This is a genomic window from Rhodoferax lacus, assembly GCF_003415675.1.
GTDB classification, from domain to species: domain Bacteria; phylum Pseudomonadota; class Gammaproteobacteria; order Burkholderiales; family Burkholderiaceae_C; genus Allorhodoferax; species Allorhodoferax lacus.
The window spans coordinates 220,789-237,310 of record NZ_QFZK01000005.1 but is presented as its reverse complement, the minus strand read 5'-3'; the positions used below and the strand labels follow the sequence as shown (position 1 = coordinate 237,310).

General features: G+C 59.1%; 18 protein-coding genes and 1 tRNA gene. 10 read left to right on the top strand and 9 right to left on the bottom strand.

Annotated elements, in window-relative coordinates:
* Nucleotides 1-34: 34 nt before the first annotated feature.
* Nucleotides 35-111: transfer RNA gene (locus DIC66_RS11025), tRNA-Pro, on the bottom strand.
* A gap of 83 nt (nt 112-194) precedes the next feature.
* On the opposite strand from DIC66_RS11025, the gene aat reads away from it, so the two are divergent.
* The 3 genes from aat to DIC66_RS11010 are packed head-to-tail and all read left to right on the top strand — an operon-like array spanning nt 195 to nt 2,508.
* Nucleotides 195-941, top strand: a complete 747-nt coding sequence (gene aat, locus DIC66_RS11020; RefSeq protein ID WP_117177062.1) for a leucyl/phenylalanyl-tRNA--protein transferase — start codon at nt 195-197, stop codon at nt 939-941.
* A gap of 10 nt (nt 942-951) precedes the next feature.
* Complete coding sequence (locus DIC66_RS11015) at nt 952-1,695, top strand: arginyltransferase (RefSeq protein ID WP_117177060.1); 744 nt, start codon at nt 952-954, stop codon at nt 1,693-1,695.
* A 24-nt stretch (nt 1,696-1,719) separates the two neighbouring features.
* Nucleotides 1,720-2,508 carry an IclR family transcriptional regulator gene (locus DIC66_RS11010; RefSeq protein ID WP_117177058.1) on the top strand — a complete coding sequence of 263 codons (789 nt, stop codon included), beginning with the start codon at nt 1,720-1,722 and terminating at the stop codon, nt 2,506-2,508.
* 108 nt (nt 2,509-2,616) lie between these two features.
* On the opposite strand, the gene DIC66_RS11005 is transcribed toward DIC66_RS11010, so the two are convergent.
* The 6 genes from DIC66_RS11005 to DIC66_RS10980 all read right to left on the bottom strand — a co-directional run bounded on the left by DIC66_RS11005 (nt 2,617) and on the right by DIC66_RS10980 (nt 9,726).
* Nucleotides 2,617-3,567 (bottom strand): D-alanyl-D-alanine carboxypeptidase family protein, encoded by a 951-nt coding sequence (locus tag DIC66_RS11005; protein WP_117177223.1) that lies wholly within the window; start codon nt 3,565-3,567, stop codon nt 2,617-2,619.
* A gap of 205 nt (nt 3,568-3,772) precedes the next feature.
* A complete protein-coding gene (locus tag DIC66_RS11000; RefSeq protein WP_117177056.1) occupies nt 3,773-5,311 on the bottom strand; it encodes a 2-isopropylmalate synthase in 1,539 nt (512 codons plus the stop codon).
* Between the two features lie 16 nt (nt 5,312-5,327).
* On the bottom strand, nt 5,328-6,143 hold the full coding sequence (gene pssA / locus DIC66_RS10995) for a CDP-diacylglycerol--serine O-phosphatidyltransferase (RefSeq protein ID WP_117177054.1): 816 nt from the start codon (nt 6,141-6,143) through the stop codon (nt 5,328-5,330).
* Between the two features lie 171 nt (nt 6,144-6,314).
* A complete protein-coding gene (ilvC, locus tag DIC66_RS10990; protein WP_117177052.1) occupies nt 6,315-7,328 on the bottom strand; it encodes a ketol-acid reductoisomerase in 1,014 nt (337 codons plus the stop codon).
* A 22-nt stretch (nt 7,329-7,350) separates the two neighbouring features.
* Nucleotides 7,351-7,842: an acetolactate synthase small subunit gene (ilvN, locus tag DIC66_RS10985; protein ID WP_117177050.1), complete on the bottom strand. Its 492-nt coding sequence runs from the start codon at nt 7,840-7,842 to the stop codon at nt 7,351-7,353.
* A gap of 102 nt (nt 7,843-7,944) precedes the next feature.
* Complete coding sequence (locus DIC66_RS10980; RefSeq protein WP_117177048.1) at nt 7,945-9,726, bottom strand: acetolactate synthase 3 catalytic subunit; 1,782 nt, start codon at nt 9,724-9,726, stop codon at nt 7,945-7,947.
* A gap of 244 nt (nt 9,727-9,970) precedes the next feature.
* Between DIC66_RS10980 and DIC66_RS10975 the strand changes: the two genes are divergently transcribed.
* The 6 genes from DIC66_RS10975 to DIC66_RS10950 are packed head-to-tail and all read left to right on the top strand — an operon-like array spanning nt 9,971 to nt 13,153.
* The gene (locus DIC66_RS10975) at nt 9,971-10,537 is read left to right on the top strand and encodes an RNA polymerase sigma factor (protein WP_117177221.1); all 567 of its coding nucleotides are present in this window, start codon (nt 9,971-9,973) and stop codon (nt 10,535-10,537) included.
* Nucleotides 10,534-10,974 (top strand): DUF3619 family protein, encoded by a 441-nt coding sequence (locus DIC66_RS10970; RefSeq protein ID WP_117177046.1) that lies wholly within the window; start codon nt 10,534-10,536, stop codon nt 10,972-10,974. The genes DIC66_RS10975 and DIC66_RS10970 overlap by 4 nt, the downstream gene beginning before the upstream one ends.
* Nucleotides 10,937-11,674: a DUF3106 domain-containing protein gene (locus DIC66_RS10965; RefSeq protein ID WP_147321287.1), complete on the top strand. Its 738-nt coding sequence runs from the start codon at nt 10,937-10,939 to the stop codon at nt 11,672-11,674. The genes DIC66_RS10970 and DIC66_RS10965 overlap by 38 nt, the downstream gene beginning before the upstream one ends.
* Nucleotides 11,674-12,153, top strand: a complete 480-nt coding sequence (locus DIC66_RS10960; RefSeq protein WP_117177042.1) for an RDD family protein — start codon at nt 11,674-11,676, stop codon at nt 12,151-12,153. The genes DIC66_RS10965 and DIC66_RS10960 overlap by 1 nt, the downstream gene beginning before the upstream one ends.
* Nucleotides 12,154-12,170: 17 nt before the next feature.
* Complete coding sequence (locus tag DIC66_RS10955) at nt 12,171-12,569, top strand: diacylglycerol kinase (RefSeq protein WP_117177040.1); 399 nt, start codon at nt 12,171-12,173, stop codon at nt 12,567-12,569.
* Nucleotides 12,566-13,153: an LOG family protein gene (locus DIC66_RS10950; protein ID WP_117177038.1), complete on the top strand. Its 588-nt coding sequence runs from the start codon at nt 12,566-12,568 to the stop codon at nt 13,151-13,153. Before DIC66_RS10955 ends, DIC66_RS10950 begins: the two co-directional genes overlap by 4 nt.
* Before the next feature lie 29 nt (nt 13,154-13,182).
* Here DIC66_RS10950 and DIC66_RS10945 read toward each other — a convergent pair whose 3' ends face one another.
* Nucleotides 13,183-13,521: a P-II family nitrogen regulator gene (locus DIC66_RS10945; protein WP_117177036.1), complete on the bottom strand. Its 339-nt coding sequence runs from the start codon at nt 13,519-13,521 to the stop codon at nt 13,183-13,185.
* A 16-nt stretch (nt 13,522-13,537) separates the two neighbouring features.
* A complete protein-coding gene (locus tag DIC66_RS10940; RefSeq protein ID WP_117177034.1) occupies nt 13,538-15,214 on the bottom strand; it encodes an NAD+ synthase in 1,677 nt (558 codons plus the stop codon).
* Nucleotides 15,215-15,276: 62 nt separating this feature from the next.
* Here DIC66_RS10940 and DIC66_RS10935 point away from each other — a divergent pair, with 62 nt between their 5' ends.
* Entirely contained in the window at nt 15,277-16,473 is a 1,197-nt protein-coding gene (locus DIC66_RS10935; protein ID WP_117177032.1) for a GNAT family N-acetyltransferase, read from the top strand.
* The last annotated feature ends 49 nt before the right edge of the window (nt 16,474-16,522 follow it).

The window sequence follows — 16,522 nt, the reverse complement described above, 5'->3', positions numbered from 1 at the left end:
CTAGCCGGTATAACCAGCTAGCCCTTTCACATTTTGGTCGGGGCGAAAGGATTCGAACCTTCGACCCTCTGGTCCCAAACCAGATGCGCTACCAGGCTGCGCTACGCCCCGACAGCTAGTATTCTAACTGCTGGCTGCCTCGCATCCGTTTGCAGGCTCACAATTTTTCACGGACCCGTCTGGATACACCACCTATGCCCCTGCAACGCGCCCTCCCCTGGCTGGAGCCAGGAGACAGTTTTCCCGAAGTGGCACAGGCCTGGCCACTGGATTCCGATGCGCCCGGCTTGCTGGCAGCCGGAGGATGCCTGGATGTGCAGAGTTTGGTGCGAGCCTATTCACATGGCATTTTTCCGTGGTACAGCCAGGGCCAACCGATTCTGTGGTGGAGCACCGACCCGCGCATGGTGCTGCAAGTCGGACAATTCAAACTGCACCGCTCACTGCGCAAGACCATCAAGAGCTTCAAGGGCAACCCGCGTTGCGAGGTGCGCATTGACTCAGACTTTGCCGCAGTGATTGGGCACTGCGCCCAAACCGCGCGCAGCGGTCAAGGTGGTACCTGGATCGTCGATGAAATGCAGTCAGCCTATCTGGCGCTGCACGAGGCAGGGTATGCGCACAGCGTGGAAACGTGGATCGACGGCAAACTGGTGGGTGGCCTGTATTGCGTGGCCATAGGCCGGGCGGTGTTTGGCGAGTCCATGTTTAGCCACCAGACCGATGCCTCCAAACTGGCCCTGGCAGCGCTGGTGGGCTTTTGCCGGGCACAGGGCGTGGAGCTGATCGACTGCCAGCAAAACACGAGGCACCTGGCCTCGCTGGGCGCTGGCGAAATGCCACGCGCCCAGTTTGCCCAGCGGGTGCGTGCGGCCATAGTCCTGCAGCCCATGGTCTGGCGTTTCGAGCCCCTATACTGGGACCATCTTCTGGACATTTGATACCTGCCCTGTGACAGATCTCAAAGACCTTCCGCTCCAAATCCTGCAGTTTTATGCAACGGCGCCATATGCCTGCAGCTACCTGCCGGAGCGCATGGCGCGCTCCCAAGTGGCCACCCCCAGCCACCTGATCAACAACGCCACATATTCCGAGCTGGTGGGTCGCGGTTTTCGCCGTAGCGGACTTTTCACCTACCGCCCTTACTGCGAGGGCTGCCAAGCGTGCACGCCACTGCGTGTGCCTGTGCAAGACTTTCAACCCACACGCAGCCAGCGCCGTGCCTGGTCACAACATGCGCACCTGGCTGTGCGGGTGCTGAAATTGGGGTTTGAGGAAGAGCATTACGCCTTGTACCTGCGCTACCAGAACAGCCGCCACGCGGGTGGCGGCATGGATGAAGACAGTGTGGACCAATACACCCAGTTCCTGCTGCAGAGCCGGGTGAACTCGCGCCTGGTCGAATTCCGCGAAGTGCACGCAGACGGCAGTCCGGGCACACTGAAGATGGTCTCGATACTGGATGTGCTCGATGATGGACTCTCGGCCGTCTACACCTTCTACGAACCCGTTGACCACGCCAGCTACGGCACCTTCAACGTGCTGTGGCAAATCCAGCAAGCCAAAAACCTCGGATTGGGCTTCGTCTACTTGGGTTACTGGATCGATGGCAGCCCGAAAATGCACTACAAAATCCGCTTCGAACCCTGCGAAATCCTGACGGATGGAAAGTGGCAAATTCACCAAAAGCCGTAAAGCGATTTGGCCTGATACTTCAGCATGGCAAAAAAAGACCCCGATCTACCCAGCGTACCGGCTGTGCAAGTGCTGGAGCGCATGTTCACCCTGATAGACGTACTGGCATCACGCGAAGAAGCTGTCTCGTTAAAAGAAATCAGCGAGAAGGCTGGCCTGCACCCCTCCACGGCGCACCGCATCCTGAACGACCTGGCCACCGGACGCTTTGTGGACCGCCCGCAGCCAGGCAGCTACCGCTTGGGCATGCGTCTGCTTGAACTGGGCAACCTGGTCAAAGGCAGACTCAATGTGCGTGACGCGGCCCTGCTGCCCATGCGTGAATTGCACAAGCAAATCCAGCAGCCCGTGAACCTGAGCATGCGCCAGGGGGATGAAATCGTGTACGTGGAGCGTGCCTACAGCGAGCGCTCCGGCATGCAGGTGGTGCGAGCCATTGGGGGCCACGCGCCTCTGCACCTGACCAGTGTGGGCAAATTGTTTCTGGCAGCCGACGACCCCCAGCGCATACGCGCCTATGCCACCCGCACCGGATTGCAGGGTCACACCAAGAACAGCATCACCTCGCTGGAGGCCCTGGAGCGTGAACTCAGCAAGGTGCGGCAATACGGCCAGGCTGGCGACAACGAAGAGTTGGAATTGGGCGTTCGCTGCATGGCAGCAGGCATTTACGATGACCAGAACAAGCTGGTAGCCGGTCTGTCGATCTCGGCACCGTCAGGCCGCCTGGAAGACGAATGGCTGCCCAAACTCAAGGACACGGCGCGCAATATTTCTGAAGCCCTGGGCCACAAAGCAAACGGCGCGCGCTGAATTAGCTGCCCCCACGTTCGCCCACTGCGTGTGGCTCTCTGCCCCCTCAGGGGGCTAACCCCGCTCGGGGCGGCCCAGCGCGGGGTTGCAGGACATTGGCCCGCCAATCTAGTTTGAGACGATGCGCTGCTCGGGGATGTGGGCAGCCAAAGGTGAACCGGCCTTGCGGCTCAGCAACGGATTGTTCTCAACCCAGTGGCGAACACGCTCGGCGTCCGCAATGCGGCTGAGCTTGCCAGCTGAATCCAGGAACACCATGATCAGCTTGCGACCAGCCACCTTGGCCTGCATGACCAGGCACTGCCCGGCTTCGGTGATGTAGCCGGTCTTCTGGATACCAATGTCCCACGCCGGGTTCTTCACCAAGCGGTTGGTGTTGTTGTACTGCAGGGTACGGCGGCCCACTTCAACCTGGTAGCCGGTGGAGGTGGAGAGTTCACGCAGTTGCGGGTCGCCATAGGCAAAGTTCACCAGGGTCGCCAGATCACGTGCGCTGGACTGGTTTTTGCTGGACAAACCGGTGGGCTCTGCATATACCGTGTCATTCATGCCCAAGGTCTTTGCGCGCATGTTCATACGCTGCACAAAGTGCGACAGACCGCCGGGGTAAGTGCGTCCGAGTGCATGGGCTGCGCGGTTTTCGCTGGACATCAGGGCCAGATGCAGCAGCTCACCACGGCTGAGTTCGGTGCCCACAGCCAGACGGGACGAGCTGCCCTTCTCGGTGTCAACATCATCCTGGGTAATGGTGATGGTTTCATCGGACGGCAGATGGGCTTCGCTGACCAGCAAACCCGTCATCAGCTTGGTGATCGAGGCAATCGGCAGCACTGCCTGTTCATTCTTGCTGAACAACACCTCCTTGGTGTCCTGGTCCATGACCAGGGCCACACTGGACTTGAGTTGCAAAGAATCATGCTCGCCATGCAAGCCAGCAAGTTGTCCAAAAGACGGTTGTGCTGCGACAACCGCTACGGCTTTGCGCGCCGCATGGCGTACCACCTGCTTTTTAACGGGCTGCTTGGAGCTTTCAGCTCGCTTCATGGCATGTGCAGTCATGGGCGCCACCAAGATCCAAGCAGCCAAAAGCAACAAACCTGTTCGCGATTTATGTTTATTCACTGTGTTATCCAATCATTCAGCGGGGCAAGTTGGAGCCAAAACCCGGCAGTTCGCAGGCTGATGGGTATAAGTGTAATCAGGAAAGTCCCGCAAGATCAAGTACTTGCGCAAGAAACCTAAAGAAACTCCCCCTCCCTGCGCCTCAACCCTGTGCTGCCACGCGGTCTGCTTTGCTTTGCAACTTGTTGAGCGCGCTCAAGTAGGCTTTGGCCGAAGCAACAACGATGTCAGGATCGGCCCCCACGCCGTTCACCACCCGGCCGCTGTTCTGCAGGCGCACCGTCACTTCGCCTTGGCTTTCGGTGGAACCGCTGATGGCGTTGACCGAATACAACACCATTTCGGCACCGCTTTTCACATGCGACTCAATGGCCTTGAGTGAAGCGTCCACCGGGCCATTGCCCTCCGACTGGCCCTTGACTTCTTTGCCATCCACAGTAAACACGATGCTGGCCTCTGGCCGCTCACCAGTTTCGCTGTGCTGGGACAGCGAGACAAAGGCGTACTGCTCCTTGTCGTGCAAAACGGTTTCTTCGCTGACCAATGCCAGGATGTCTTCGTCGAAGATTTCGCTCTTGCGGTCAGCCAGTTCCTTGAAACGGGTGAAGGCAGCGTTGATTTCGGCTTCGCTTTCCATCTGCACGCCAAGCTCCTGAAGGCGCTGCTTGAAGGCGTTGCGGCCGCTGAGCTTGCCCAGCACAATTTTGTTGGCGGTCCAGCCCACATCCTCGGCGCGCATGATCTCGTAGGTGTCGCGCGCCTTGAGCACGCCGTCCTGGTGGATGCCCGAGGCATGGGCAAAGGCATTGGCCCCCACCACCGCCTTGTTGGGCTGCACCACAAAGCCGGTGGTCTGGCTGACCATGCGACTGGCAGCCAGGATGTGGCGGGTGTCTATGCCCAGTTCCAGATTGAAGTAGTCGCGGCGGGTTTTCACCGCCATCACAATTTCTTCCAGGCTGCAGTTACCCGCGCGCTCGCCCAGGCCGTTGATGGTGCACTCCACCTGGCGTGCGCCACCGATCTTCACGCCGGCCAGGGAGTTGGCCACGGCCATACCCAGGTCGTTATGGCAGTGCACCGACCAGATCGCCTTGTCGGAGTTCGGAATGCGGGTGCGCAGATCCAGCAGGAAGTTGCCGTACAGCTCGGGTATGGCATAGCCCACGGTGTCTGGCACGTTGATGGTGGTGGCGCCCTCGTTGATCACGGCTTCGAGCACCCGGCACAGAAAGTCCGGGTCGCTGCGGTAACCGTCTTCAGGGCTGAACTCGATATCTTCCACCAGGTTGCGGGCAAAGCGCACGGCCTGCTTGGCCTGCTCGAACACCTGGTCGGGGCTCATGCGCAGCTTCTTTTCCATGTGCAGCGCAGAGGTGGCAATAAAGGTGTGGATGCGGGCGCGATTGGCGCCCTTCAAGGCCTCGGCCGCGCGGGCAATGTCCTTGTCATTGGCACGTGACAAGGAGCAGATAGTGGAGTCCTTGATGGTGTTGGCAATCAGCTGCACGGCTTCGAAGTCGCCGTTGGAGCTGGCAGCAAAGCCGGCCTCGATCACGTCCACCTTCAGGCGCTCCAGCTGGCGCGCAATGCGCAGCTTCTCGTCGCGCGTCATGGAGGCACCGGGCGACTGCTCGCCGTCGCGCAAAGTGGTGTCAAAAATAATCAGTTTGTCGGTCATGTCGCGCTCTCCGGATTCAATGCAGGCCGCGTTCGTCGGGCTCGTCGGTGGAAGTGCTGATCACACTCGTCTGCAGGCCACGCCACTTGCGCCAACCATAGACGCAGTAACCGCTCAGGCCGTAGAGCACAAACAGGCCAAAAATGATTTTGGGTGGATCGATGTTGACAATAGCAATCACCAAGGCGATGGCCACGATCACCACAAAGGGCACGCTGCGCTTCATGCTGACGTCCTTGAAACTGTAGAACGGCACGTTGGTGACCATGGTCAAACCGGCATACAGAGCCACCACAAAAGTGGGCCAAGTAAGTTCCGATCCTTTAAAGCCCAGGTCATTGGCCAACCAGATGAAACCGGCCACCAGGGCCGCTGCCGCGGGCGAGGGCAATCCCTGAAAATAGCGCTTGTCCACCACGGCCGTGTTCACGTTGAAACGTGCCAGACGCAGGGCAGCGCAGGAGCAGTACACAAAAGCTGCAAACCAACCCCAGCGGCCCAGGCTGTGCAGGGACCATACATAGGAGATCAGGGCCGGTGCCGCACCAAAGGACACCATGTCGGAGAGCGAATCCATCTGCTCGCCAAAGGCACTCTGGGTGTTGGTCATGCGGGCCACGCGGCCATCCAGGCTGTCGAGCACCATGGCGCAAAACACGCCCACTGCGGCCAGGTCAAAGCGGCCATCAATGGCCATGACGATGGCATAAAAGCCACCAAACAAGGCAGCCAGGGTAAACAGGTTGGGGAGAATGTAGATGCCCTTGCGCGGCGGCTTGCGCACGACCACGGCATCGCCGTCTTGAGCGGAGGAATCGCTTCCATCTTGCATAAATTTTCCTGACCTTTGTCCAACAAGCAACAAAAAAACAGGTGCGCTTCGCTGGCCGCTACCCGGTGACCGAGTGTAAGCCACGGGCCGATTGTCGCAGGCCCCACACAGCTCCACCCGCCAGCATAAAAAAAGGCCACCGAAGTGGCCTTTTTCAGAAAGCAGCAATGCTTAGTTGCGGGTCTGGTCGACCAGCTTGTTCTTGGCAATCCAGGGCATCATGGCGCGCAGTTTGGCACCCACTACTTCGATCTGGTGCTCAGCTGTCAGGCGACGGCGGGCCGTCATGCTGGGGTAGCCGGTGCGGCCTTCCAGAATGAACATCTTGGCGTACTCACCGGTCTGAATGCGCTTCAAGGCGTTGCGCATGGCTTCACGGCTTTGGGCGTTAATGACTTCGGGGCCGGTCACGTACTCGCCGTATTCGGCGTTGTTGGAGATGGAGTAGTTCATGTTGGCGATGCCGCCTTCATAGATCAGGTCCACGATCAATTTCAGTTCGTGCAGGCATTCGAAGTAAGCCATCTCGGGCGCATAGCCGGCTTCCACCAGGGTCTCGTAACCCATCTTCACCAGTTCCACCGCGCCGCCGCACAGAACAGCTTGCTCGCCGAACAGGTCGGTCTCGGTCTCTTCCTTGAAGTTGGTCTCGATGATGCCGGCCTTGCCGCCACCATTGGCCATGGCGTACGACAGGGCCAGGTCACGGGCCTTGCCGGACTTGTCCTGGTGCACAGCCACCAGGTGGGGCACGCCGCCACCCTGGGTGTAGGTATTGCGCACAGTGTGGCCAGGGGCCTTGGGCGCCACCATCCACACGTCCAGATCGGCGCGGGGCACGACCTGGTTGTAGTGCACGTTGAAGCCGTGGGCAAACGCCAGGGACGCGCCCTGCTTCAGCGACGACTCGATCTCTTTGTAGACACCGGCGATGTTTTCGTCGGGCAACAAAATCATGACCACATCAGCCGAGGCAACTGCTTCGTTGACTTCAGCAACCTGCAGGCCAGCCTTGGCAACCTTGTCCCAGGAAGCGCCGCCCTTGCGCAGACCGACCACAACCTTCACGCCGCTGTCGTTCAAGTTCTGTGCGTGGGCATGGCCCTGGCTGCCGTAGCCAATGATGGCAACCGTTTTGCCCTTGATGAGGCTCAGATCGCAGTCCTTGTCGTAAAAAACCTTCATGTCATCTCTCCGTTGTAAAAAGTTAAACGCGCAAAATGCGCTCGCCGCGACCGACTCCGCTGGAGCCTGTGCGCACGGTTTCCAAAATGGCTGAACGCTCAATGGCGTCCAGAAACGCATCGTTCTTGGACTGGTCGCCCGTGAGTTCGATGGTGTAGCTCTTCTCCGTGACGTCAATAATGCGTCCCCGGAAAATGTCGGCCATGCGTTTCATTTCCTCGCGCTCCTTGCCCACCGCGCGGACCTTGACCATCATAAGCTCGCGCTCGATGTAGGCGCCTTCGGTCAGGTCCACCACCTTGACCACCTCGATCAGGCGGTTCAGGTGCTTGGTGATCTGCTCAATCACGTCTTCCGAACCAGCTGTCTGGATGGTCATGCGCGACAGACTGGGGTCTTCGGTAGGAGCCACGGTAAGCGACTCAATGTTGTAACCCCGTGCCGAGAACAATCCCACCACGCGCGAAAGCGCACCGGGCTCGTTCTCCAGCAAAACTGCAATGATGTGTTTCATAAGAATGAACTCCTCTTTTCGCCGCCCTCCCCCTGCCGCGGTAACGTCAGGGCTTGGCGGGCAATAGATTCGTCAGTTGGTTAAGTTGATAGAAGTGGCGGCTTACAGGTCTTCCGACCCGAGCAACATTTCGGTAATGCCCATGCCGGCCTTGACCATCGGGAACACGTTCTCGGTGGGGTCGGTGCGGAAGTCCATGAACACCGTGCGGTCCTTCAAGCGGCGGGCTTCGCGCAGGGCGGGCTCCACATCTTCCGGGCGCTCGATCAGCATGCCCACATGGCCATAGGCCTCGGCCAGTTTCACAAAGTCGGGCAACGCGTCCATGTAGCTGTGGCTGTAGCGGCCTTCGTACTCCAACTGCTGCCACTGGCGCACCATGCCCAGGTAGCGGTTGTTGAGCGAGCAGATCTTGATCGGCGTGTTGTACTGCAGGCAGGTGGAGAGCTCCTGGATGCACATCTGCACCGAGCCTTCACCGGTGATACAGAACACCTCGCTGTCCGGCTTGGCCAGCTTGATGCCCATGGCGTAGGGAATGCCCACGCCCATGGTGCCCAGGCCACCGGAGTTGATCCAGCGGCGGGGCTCGTCAAAGCGGTAGTACTGCGCAGCCCACATCTGGTGCTGGCCCACATCGGAGGTGATGTAGGTATCGGCATCCTTGGTCATGTTCCACAGGGTTTCCACGACCATCTGGGGCTTGATGACATCGCCCTTGCCATGGTCATACTTCAGGCAATCTTTCTTGCGCCAGCCTTCGATGGTTTCCCACCAATTGCCCAGCGCATCCGCGTCGGGTCGGGTGGCGCTTTCCTTGATCATGGCGATCATCTCGGTCAGCACATCTTTCACGTCGCCCACGATGGGGATGTCCACCTTCACGCGCTTGGAGATGCTGGAGGGGTCAATGTCGATGTGGATGATCTTGCGTTCGTTTTGCGCAAAGTGCTTGGGGTTGCCAATCACGCGGTCATCAAAACGGGCACCCACAGCCAGCAGCACATCGCAGTTCTGCATGGCGTTGTTGGCTTCCACCGTGCCGTGCATGCCCAGCATGCCCAGGAACTTGCGGTCGCTCGCAGGGTAGGCACCCAGGCCCATCAGGGTGTTGGTGCAGGGGTAGCCCAGCATATCCACCAAGGTGCGCAGCTCAGCCGAGGCGTTGCTCAGCAGCACGCCGCCACCGGTGTAGATGTAGGGGCGCTTGGCCGCCAGCAGCAACTGCAAGGCCTTGCGGATTTGTCCGCCGTGGCCCTTGCGCACCGGGTTGTAGGAACGCATTTCCACCGTGCTGGGGTAGCCTGCGTAAGGCACCTTCTTGAAGGACACGTCCTTGGGGATGTCCACCAGCACCGGGCCGGGACGGCCGCTGCGGGCAATGTGGAACGCTTTCTTAAGGGTGTCGGCCAGATCTTTGGCGTCCTTGACCAGGAAATTGTGCTTGACGATGGGGCGGGTAATGCCCACAGCATCGCACTCCTGGAAGGCATCCATACCAATGGCGTGCGTGGGCACCTGACCACTGATGATGACCATCGGGATACTGTCCATATAGGCCGTGGCGATGCCGGTCACCGCATTGGTGACACCGGGGCCGGAGGTGACCAGGGCCACACCCACATCGCCCGTGGCGCGCGCATAGCCATCAGCCGCATGGACAGCTGCCTGTTCATGGCGTACCAACACGTGCTGAATGGTGTCTTGTTTGAAGAAGGCGTCGTAAATGTGCAGGACAGCGCCACCGGGGTAACCCCAGATGTATTTGACGTTTTCGGCCTGCAAAGCCTTGACCAGAATCTCCGCACCGCGAAGTTCTGCAATCGAGCCGGATTTTTGTGCGGCAGTTGCCGCTGAAGCGATTTCAGCTTTGGATATTTCCATGATGAACCTTTGTGAATTTCTCTAACGAAAAACCTTGGGTGCCCCTTCGCAAACACTTGTGGCGTCGCGTCAGGACTTAAGGACCAGGACATGAGCGCAGTGAATAACGCGCCGGACCGGGACCCGTTTGCCTTTTGATGAGCAACGCGGATTATGGCATCGTCCGGGTGAAATTGCCGACATGCACCGAAATTTCTGCACCACGAATGAGATAATGTTTCTTTTTCCTGCGGACTTCCCTGTCTTGGCTTCTGAATCCGAACTCACAGAATTTCTGAAAAGCGTAGAGAAGCGCGCATTCAAACGTTCGGTTTACCACGTCCGCAACCAGGAGTCGGCACTGGACATCGTGCAGGACAGCATGATGAAGTTGTCTGAACACTACGGGCACAAGCCTGTGGAAGAGCTGCCCATGCTGTTCCAGCGCATCCTGTCGAACTGCACACTCGACTGGTTCCGCCGCCAAAAGGTGCAGAACGCCCTGTTTTCGAACATGAGTGACTTCGAATCTTCCAATGAAGACGAAGACTTCAACCTGCTGGAAGCCCTGGACGCCTCATCCGGCTCTGACCTGGGGGAAAGCGCCGAAAGCATCACCGACCGGGCACAGACCTTGCGGGGTATTGAAACGGAGATTCAGCAGCTTCCAGGGCGTCAACGGGAAGCCTTCCTGATGCGTTACTGGGAAGAGATGGACGTGGCAGAAACCGCTGCGGCGATGGGCTGCTCACAAGGCAGCGTGAAAACGCACTGCTCGCGAGCAGTCGCAGCGCTAAGCAAGGCATTGAGGGCTAAGGGGATTAAATTATGAATACGCACGAAGACAACCTGTTTCAGGTCCGCGCCGATGCCTTGGGAAAGGCCGTCTCGCTACGTCTCTCCGAAGGCGTGGAGAGCATGCCCCATGACATTTCCGAGCGACTCAAGGCCGCCCGTGCCCAAGCGGTTGCCAAACGCAAAATAGTGAGTGTCCAAGCTGTCAGTGCAAGCTCTGTGGCATTTTCTGGTGGCGAGGCCGCCATGCAATCCGGTGATTCCGATGGCGGATGGTTCAATCGCATCGCATCCCTGCTCCCATTGCTGGCCTTGGTTGCTGGCCTGATTTCCATTGCAGTGCTACAGGACGATGACCGCAGCAGAGAACTGGCAGAAGTAGATGCCGAATTACTGACAGACGACCTGCCTCCTTCTGCCTTTACAGACCCAGGGTTTGCGCAGTACCTTCGCATTAATCAAGTTCATCAGTAATTCCTCGTTCATGCACTCAAGGGCAAGTTTGAAAAAAGTTAACAGCCTTCGCACCAATGGCTTAAGCCTTTGCGTGTCGGGTTTTGTGGTGACAGCTATTGCCTGTGGCGCTAGTGCGCAGACGGCACAAGTCCCAGCAGTTCCCAGCGCACCCAAGACAATTCCTTCTGTCGCCCCCAGTGACACCTGGCTGTCGCTCACGACAAAGCAAAAGGCCTCCTTGGCGCCTTTGGAAAAGTCCTGGAACAGTTTGAGCGAAGGTCAGCGGCGCAAATGGCTAGCACTGTCAGAGTCTTACCCCAATTTGGCGCAGCCCGAGCAGGAAAAACTGCATAGCCGAATGGTTGAATGGGCAGCACTGTCTCCCAAGGACCGTGAAGCGGCTCGCCTGAACTTTGCGCAGTCCAAAAGCATTGCCAAGTCGGACCGTGCTGCGAACTGGGAGTCTTATCAGGCACTTAGCCCTGAGGAGCGTGAAAAGCTGGCTCAGGGTGGCAAGTCCAAACTTGTCGGTGCAGCCGTTGCCGTGAAGCCCGTCCCACCTGACAAATTGACTGCAGTTCCCGTCACGCGGCACACGCCTGAGCAGGAGCGCGCCGCTGCTGTGCTGCAGAGGCCCATCAACCGAAGCACACTTCTGCCGCAGTTGCCCGCCAGTGCGCCTGGCCCGTCGTCTGCTTCAACGCCACCCAAACCCTGATGGCTCCTGGACTCTGGCGCCGTATGGCTTGTTGGGCATACGAAGGCATTTTGCTGTTCGGTGTGGTGTTTATTTCCGGCTACCTCTTCGGTACGCTGAGCCAGACTCGCAATGCCTTGGACAATCGCAATGCTCTGCAGGCGTTTCTATTTGTCATCTTCGGCATTTACTTCGTCTGGTTTTGGGCCAAGGGCCAGACATTGGCAATGAAAACCTGGAATATCCGTTTGGTGGACCGGCAAGGAAAAGCCATCAGCCAAGCCCGCGCACTGGGACGCTATGTTTTGAGCTGGGTCTGGTTTATTCCTCCGTTGCTGGCGGTCACGCCCTTTGGACTCAATGGTGCAGAAGTCGTAGTCATTGTTGTCGGCTGGATTGCGGTTTGGGCCGTGCTCAGCCGGTTTCAGCCGCAGGGCCAGTTCTGGCATGACGTTTGGGCGGGAACGCGGCTGGTAAGCTCGCAGCCACTCAGCCGTTAAACCAGTACACCGCGTCCATGCCTTCACCCAACAGCGCCGAACCGGTCAATCCCCAAAAAGAACGCAAAGGCCTGAGTAGGGTCTGGCACGCTACCGGTTACTCAATCGCTGGTCTGCGGGCAGGCTGGAGTGAAACAGCGTTCAGACAGGAAGCCATTGCGGCGCTGGTGCTGCTGCCCTTGGCATTCTGGTTGGGGCGCAACTGGACTGAAATTGCATTGCTCACGGGAAGCGTCATTGCATTGATGGTGGTTGAACTGCTGAACACGGCCATAGAAACCGCCATTGACCGGATAGGACCGGAATGGAACCACCTCTCCAAGCGAGCCAAGGACATGGGCAGCGCCGCCGTTTTGCTGAGCCTGGTTTTTTGCTCTGGGGTTTGGCTTGCAGCGCTCTACCAACGACTGATATGAACACCCCAGCCTTTTCCATTTGCGTGTATTGCGGCTCCAAGCCGGGTACCAATCCCTTGTTTGCCGAGGCTGCAGTAGCCGTTGGGCAGTGGATTGCGGCCCATGGTGGGCAGCTGGTGTACGGCGGCGGCAGCGGCGGCCTGATGGGAATCGTTGCCGACGCCACGCTGGCAGCAGGTGGCCGGGTTGTGGGCATTATTCCCAAGGCTTTGGTGGAAAAAGAGTGGGCCCACCATGGATGCACCGAGTTGCACATTGTGGACAACATGCACGAGCGCAAGCGCATGATGGCCGAACGCGCAGACGCCTTTTTGGCGTTGCCAGGTGGCATAGGCACCCTGGAAGAACTCTTTGAAGTGTGGACCTGGCGCCAACTGGGCTACCACGACAAACCCATCGGACTGCTCAACACTGCCGGTTACTACGACGGCATGCTGGCTTTTTTAGCTCAGGCAGTTGCCAGCGAGTTTATGGGTGACTGGCAAATGGGCTTGGTGCGTTCCGGCGCTTCCCCTGCCATATTGCTCAGTGAACTGGTGCAGGCAGGGGGCCTGTCACAGGCACCCCAAATGGATCAGATTTAGGCAGGGCTTTCAAGGGCCCTAAAAGCCCCTCAGACTGCCGATTCGTCCTGCTCACCGGTACGGATACGCACCACGCGCTCCACGCTGGTGACAAAAATCTTGCCGTCACCAATCTTGCCGGTTCGCGCGGCTTTGACGATGGCATCCACGCAGCGGTCCACGTCTTCGGTCTTGACCACCACCTCGACCTTCACCTTGGGCAGAAAATCCACGACATATTCGGCACCGCGGTACAGCTCAGTGTGGCCTTTTTGACGGCCAAAGCCCTTGACCTCGGTAACCGTCAAACCGGTCACGCCACAATCGGCCAGTGCCTCGCGCACCTCTTCGAGTTTGAATGGCTTTACAACGGCGGTTATTTGTTTCATCACGAATCCCTATTAATCAGGCCCGAAAGCGGTTGGTTATAGGATAACGCCAATCCTTGCCAAAGCTGCGGTGGGTTACCCGAATGCCGACCGGAGACTGGCGGCGTTTGTACTCGTTGATCTTGATGAGCCGGGTGACTTTCTCAACGTCTTCCTTGGCGAAACCGGCCGCAATCAAGGAGTCAATGCTTTCATCGTTCTCCATGTAGCGCTCCAGAATGGCATCAAGCACCTCGTAGGGCGGCAGGCTGTCCTGGTCGGTCTGGTCCGGGCGCAGTTCGGCGCTGGGCGGACGGGTGATGATGCGCTCCGGTATGGGCTCCAGGCCTGTGCCATACGGGTCATGGGCGTTGCGCCAGCGCGCCAGCTTGAAGACTTGGGTCTTGGCCAGGTCCTTGATCACTGCAAAGCCCCCGGCCATATCACCATACAGGGTGCAATAGCCGGTGGCCATTTCTGATTTGTTGCCGGTGGTCAGCACAATGCTGCCGAACTTGTTGCTCAAGGCCATGAGCAAGGTGCCGCGGATGCGTGCCTGGATGTTTTCTTCGGTAGCGTCCGGAGGCAATCCGGCAAACTCGGAAGCAAGCGAAGCATTGAAGGCCTCGAACTCTGGCAGGATGGATATCTCGTCGTAACGCACACCCATGCGCCTGGCCATTTCGCGAGCATCGATCCAGCTGATGTCGGCCGTGTAGGGCGAGGGCATCATCACCGTGCGAACCTTGGTAGCGCCCAGGGCGTCCACCGCAACGGCCAGTACCAAGGCCGAGTCAATGCCGCCGGAGAGGCCCAGCAGAACGCCCGGAAAACCATTCTTGCCAACGTAGTCACGCACCCCCAGCACCAGCGCATCCCACAAGTCAGCCTCAGGGCTGCGAACCGGCTCCACCGGGCCCTGGAGCTGCAAGCCTGTGGGCGCGCGCTGCAACTCCAGAGCAAACAAGTCTTCCCGAAAGCTGGGCGCCCGCCCGGCCAGCGTGGCATCGGCATTCAGCGCAAAGGAATGGCCCTCAAACACCACTTCATCCTGTCCACCCACCAGGTGGGCATACACCAGCGGCAAGCCGGTGGACTGCACCCGCTGGGCCATGACGGCTTCGCGTTCATAGCCCTTGCCAATGTGGAAGGGGGACGCATTGATGACTGCCAGCAACTCGGCTCCCGACTCTTTGGCCAAACGGGCCGGCTCTTCAAACCAGGCGTCTTCGCAAATCAGCAAGCCCACGCGCACGCAGTCTGCGCCCTCGCCCGCCTCGAACACGCACACGCCTTCGCCCGGACTGAAATAGCGCCGTTCGTCAAATACCTGGTAATTGGGCAGCTCGCGCTTGGCATAGCGGGCCACCACCTGGCCCTCACGCAGGACGCTGGCCGCGTTATGCCGCAATTGGGTCGATACCGAACGGGTGCGGGAGTCGCCGCCCGTGGGGTGGCCGACCACCACGGCCATGCCTTTTAACCCGGCCAACTGCGAGGCCAGCCTTAACAGGGCATCATCACAGGCCTGAATGAAGGCGGGGCGCAAAAAAAGGTCTTCGGCCGCGTAGCCGCACAGGGACAATTCAGGTGTCAGCAGCAGGCGTGCGCCCTCTGCGTAGGCCTGGTTGGCAGCGTCCACAATTTTGCGGACATTGCCCTCCAGATCACCGACGAAAAAGTTGAGTTGCGCTACGCACAGTTTAAGAGTCATGAACCAGCCAAACCTTGTAAAAAGCCACACCCAAAGCGCAGCCGCAGTGCCCCGGAGGGCCCATGGTTGATTATGTCATTCGGGTCCATGCATCCCCTCTGGAAATCGACCAAGAAGCCTGGGATGGTTTGCTGCAAACACAGTCCCATGCCACGCCCTTCATGCGCCATGCTTACCTGAGCGCCTTGCATGCCAGTGGCAGCGCCTGCGCTGACACCGGTTGGGAACCCCGCTTTGTCACCTTGCATGATGATGCGGGACTGGCCAGTGCCGCCGTGCTCTATGTGAAAGACCATTCCATGGGTGAGTACGTGTTTGACTGGGCGTGGGCCAACGCCTACCAGCAGCACCGCGTGCCCTACTACCCCAAGGCCGTCGTAGCGGTTCCCTTTACGCCCGTGCCGGGCAGCCGCTTGCTGGCCAGAGACGCAACGGCGCGGCTGACCTTGGTCCAAGCGATGGTAGAGGCCAGCCGCCAATGGAATCTGTCTTCGCTGCACCTGCTGTTCGGCGCAGAAGAGGATGTCGCCGCCTGTGAGCAGGCCGGGCTGATGCTGCGCCACACTGTGCAGTTCCACTGGAACAACAGCGCCGAAGGTTATGCGGACTTTGACAGCTTCCTGGCCTCCCTGTCACAGGAAAAGCGCAAGAAGATCCGCCAGGAACGCCGCAAGGTCAGCGATGCCGGCGTCACCTTTCGCCATGCCGAAGGCGCGGCCATCTCTCAGCGGGACTGGGACTTTTTCTACAGCTGCTATGAGCGTACCTATCTGGAACATGGCAATGCGCCCTATCTGAGCCCGGACTTCTTCCAGCGCATGGCCCACACCATGCCGGAGAACTGGTTGCTGTTTGTGGCCGAACGCGATGGCCGCCCGATTGCCAGCAGCCTGATTGCCATTGGCAGCTACCCGGCCATGGGCGGCGAACCGGCGTCAGCGACAGGTCTGGAAAACGTGGCCTATGGCCGCTACTGGGGTGCGCTGGAACGGGTGGACTGCCTGCACTTTGAGGCCTGCTACTACCAGCCGCTGGAGTGGTGTATTGCCAAGGGCTACCAGCGCTTTGAGGGCGGTGCGCAGGGCGAACACAAAATGGCGCGCGCCCTGCTGCCGGTCAAAACCACCAGCGCGCACTGGATAGCGCATCCCGAGTTCAGCGATGCGATTGCGCGGTTTCTGGAGCGCGAAGACACGGGCACCGCCAACTACATGGATGACCTGAACGCCCGCACCCCGTTTCGCAAAGAACAGGCGTAAAAAAACCCGGCGGACTGTGCGTCCGTCGGGCTATTGGCAGGAACGGGCC

Bases quoted from the DNA above. Each gene is read 5' to 3' on its own strand.
- aat (WP_117177062.1), top strand. From the start codon at position 195: ATGCCCCTGCAACGCGCCCTCCCCTGGCTGGAGCCAGGAGACAGTTTT.
- DIC66_RS10980 (WP_117177048.1), bottom strand. From the start codon at position 9,726: ATGGAAATATCCAAAGCTGAAATCGCTTCAGCGGCAACTGCCGCACAA.
- ilvN (WP_117177050.1), bottom strand. From the start codon at position 7,842: ATGAAACACATCATTGCAGTTTTGCTGGAGAACGAGCCCGGTGCGCTT.
- DIC66_RS10935 (WP_117177032.1), top strand. From the start codon at position 15,277: ATGGTTGATTATGTCATTCGGGTCCATGCATCCCCTCTGGAAATCGAC.
- ilvC (WP_117177052.1), bottom strand. From the start codon at position 7,328: ATGAAGGTTTTTTACGACAAGGACTGCGATCTGAGCCTCATCAAGGGC.
- DIC66_RS11005 (WP_117177223.1), bottom strand. From the start codon at position 3,567: ATGACTGCACATGCCATGAAGCGAGCTGAAAGCTCCAAGCAGCCCGTT.
- DIC66_RS10955 (WP_117177040.1), top strand. From the start codon at position 12,171: ATGCCTTCACCCAACAGCGCCGAACCGGTCAATCCCCAAAAAGAACGC.
- DIC66_RS10970 (WP_117177046.1), top strand. From the start codon at position 10,534: ATGAATACGCACGAAGACAACCTGTTTCAGGTCCGCGCCGATGCCTTG.
- DIC66_RS11000 (WP_117177056.1), bottom strand. From the start codon at position 5,311: ATGACCGACAAACTGATTATTTTTGACACCACTTTGCGCGACGGCGAG.
- DIC66_RS10940 (WP_117177034.1), bottom strand. From the start codon at position 15,214: ATGACTCTTAAACTGTGCGTAGCGCAACTCAACTTTTTCGTCGGTGAT.
- DIC66_RS10960 (WP_117177042.1), top strand. From the start codon at position 11,674: ATGGCTCCTGGACTCTGGCGCCGTATGGCTTGTTGGGCATACGAAGGC.
- DIC66_RS11010 (WP_117177058.1), top strand. From the start codon at position 1,720: ATGGCAAAAAAAGACCCCGATCTACCCAGCGTACCGGCTGTGCAAGTG.
- DIC66_RS10945 (WP_117177036.1), bottom strand. From the start codon at position 13,521: ATGAAACAAATAACCGCCGTTGTAAAGCCATTCAAACTCGAAGAGGTG.
- pssA (WP_117177054.1), bottom strand. From the start codon at position 6,143: ATGCAAGATGGAAGCGATTCCTCCGCTCAAGACGGCGATGCCGTGGTC.
- DIC66_RS10950 (WP_117177038.1), top strand. From the start codon at position 12,566: ATGAACACCCCAGCCTTTTCCATTTGCGTGTATTGCGGCTCCAAGCCG.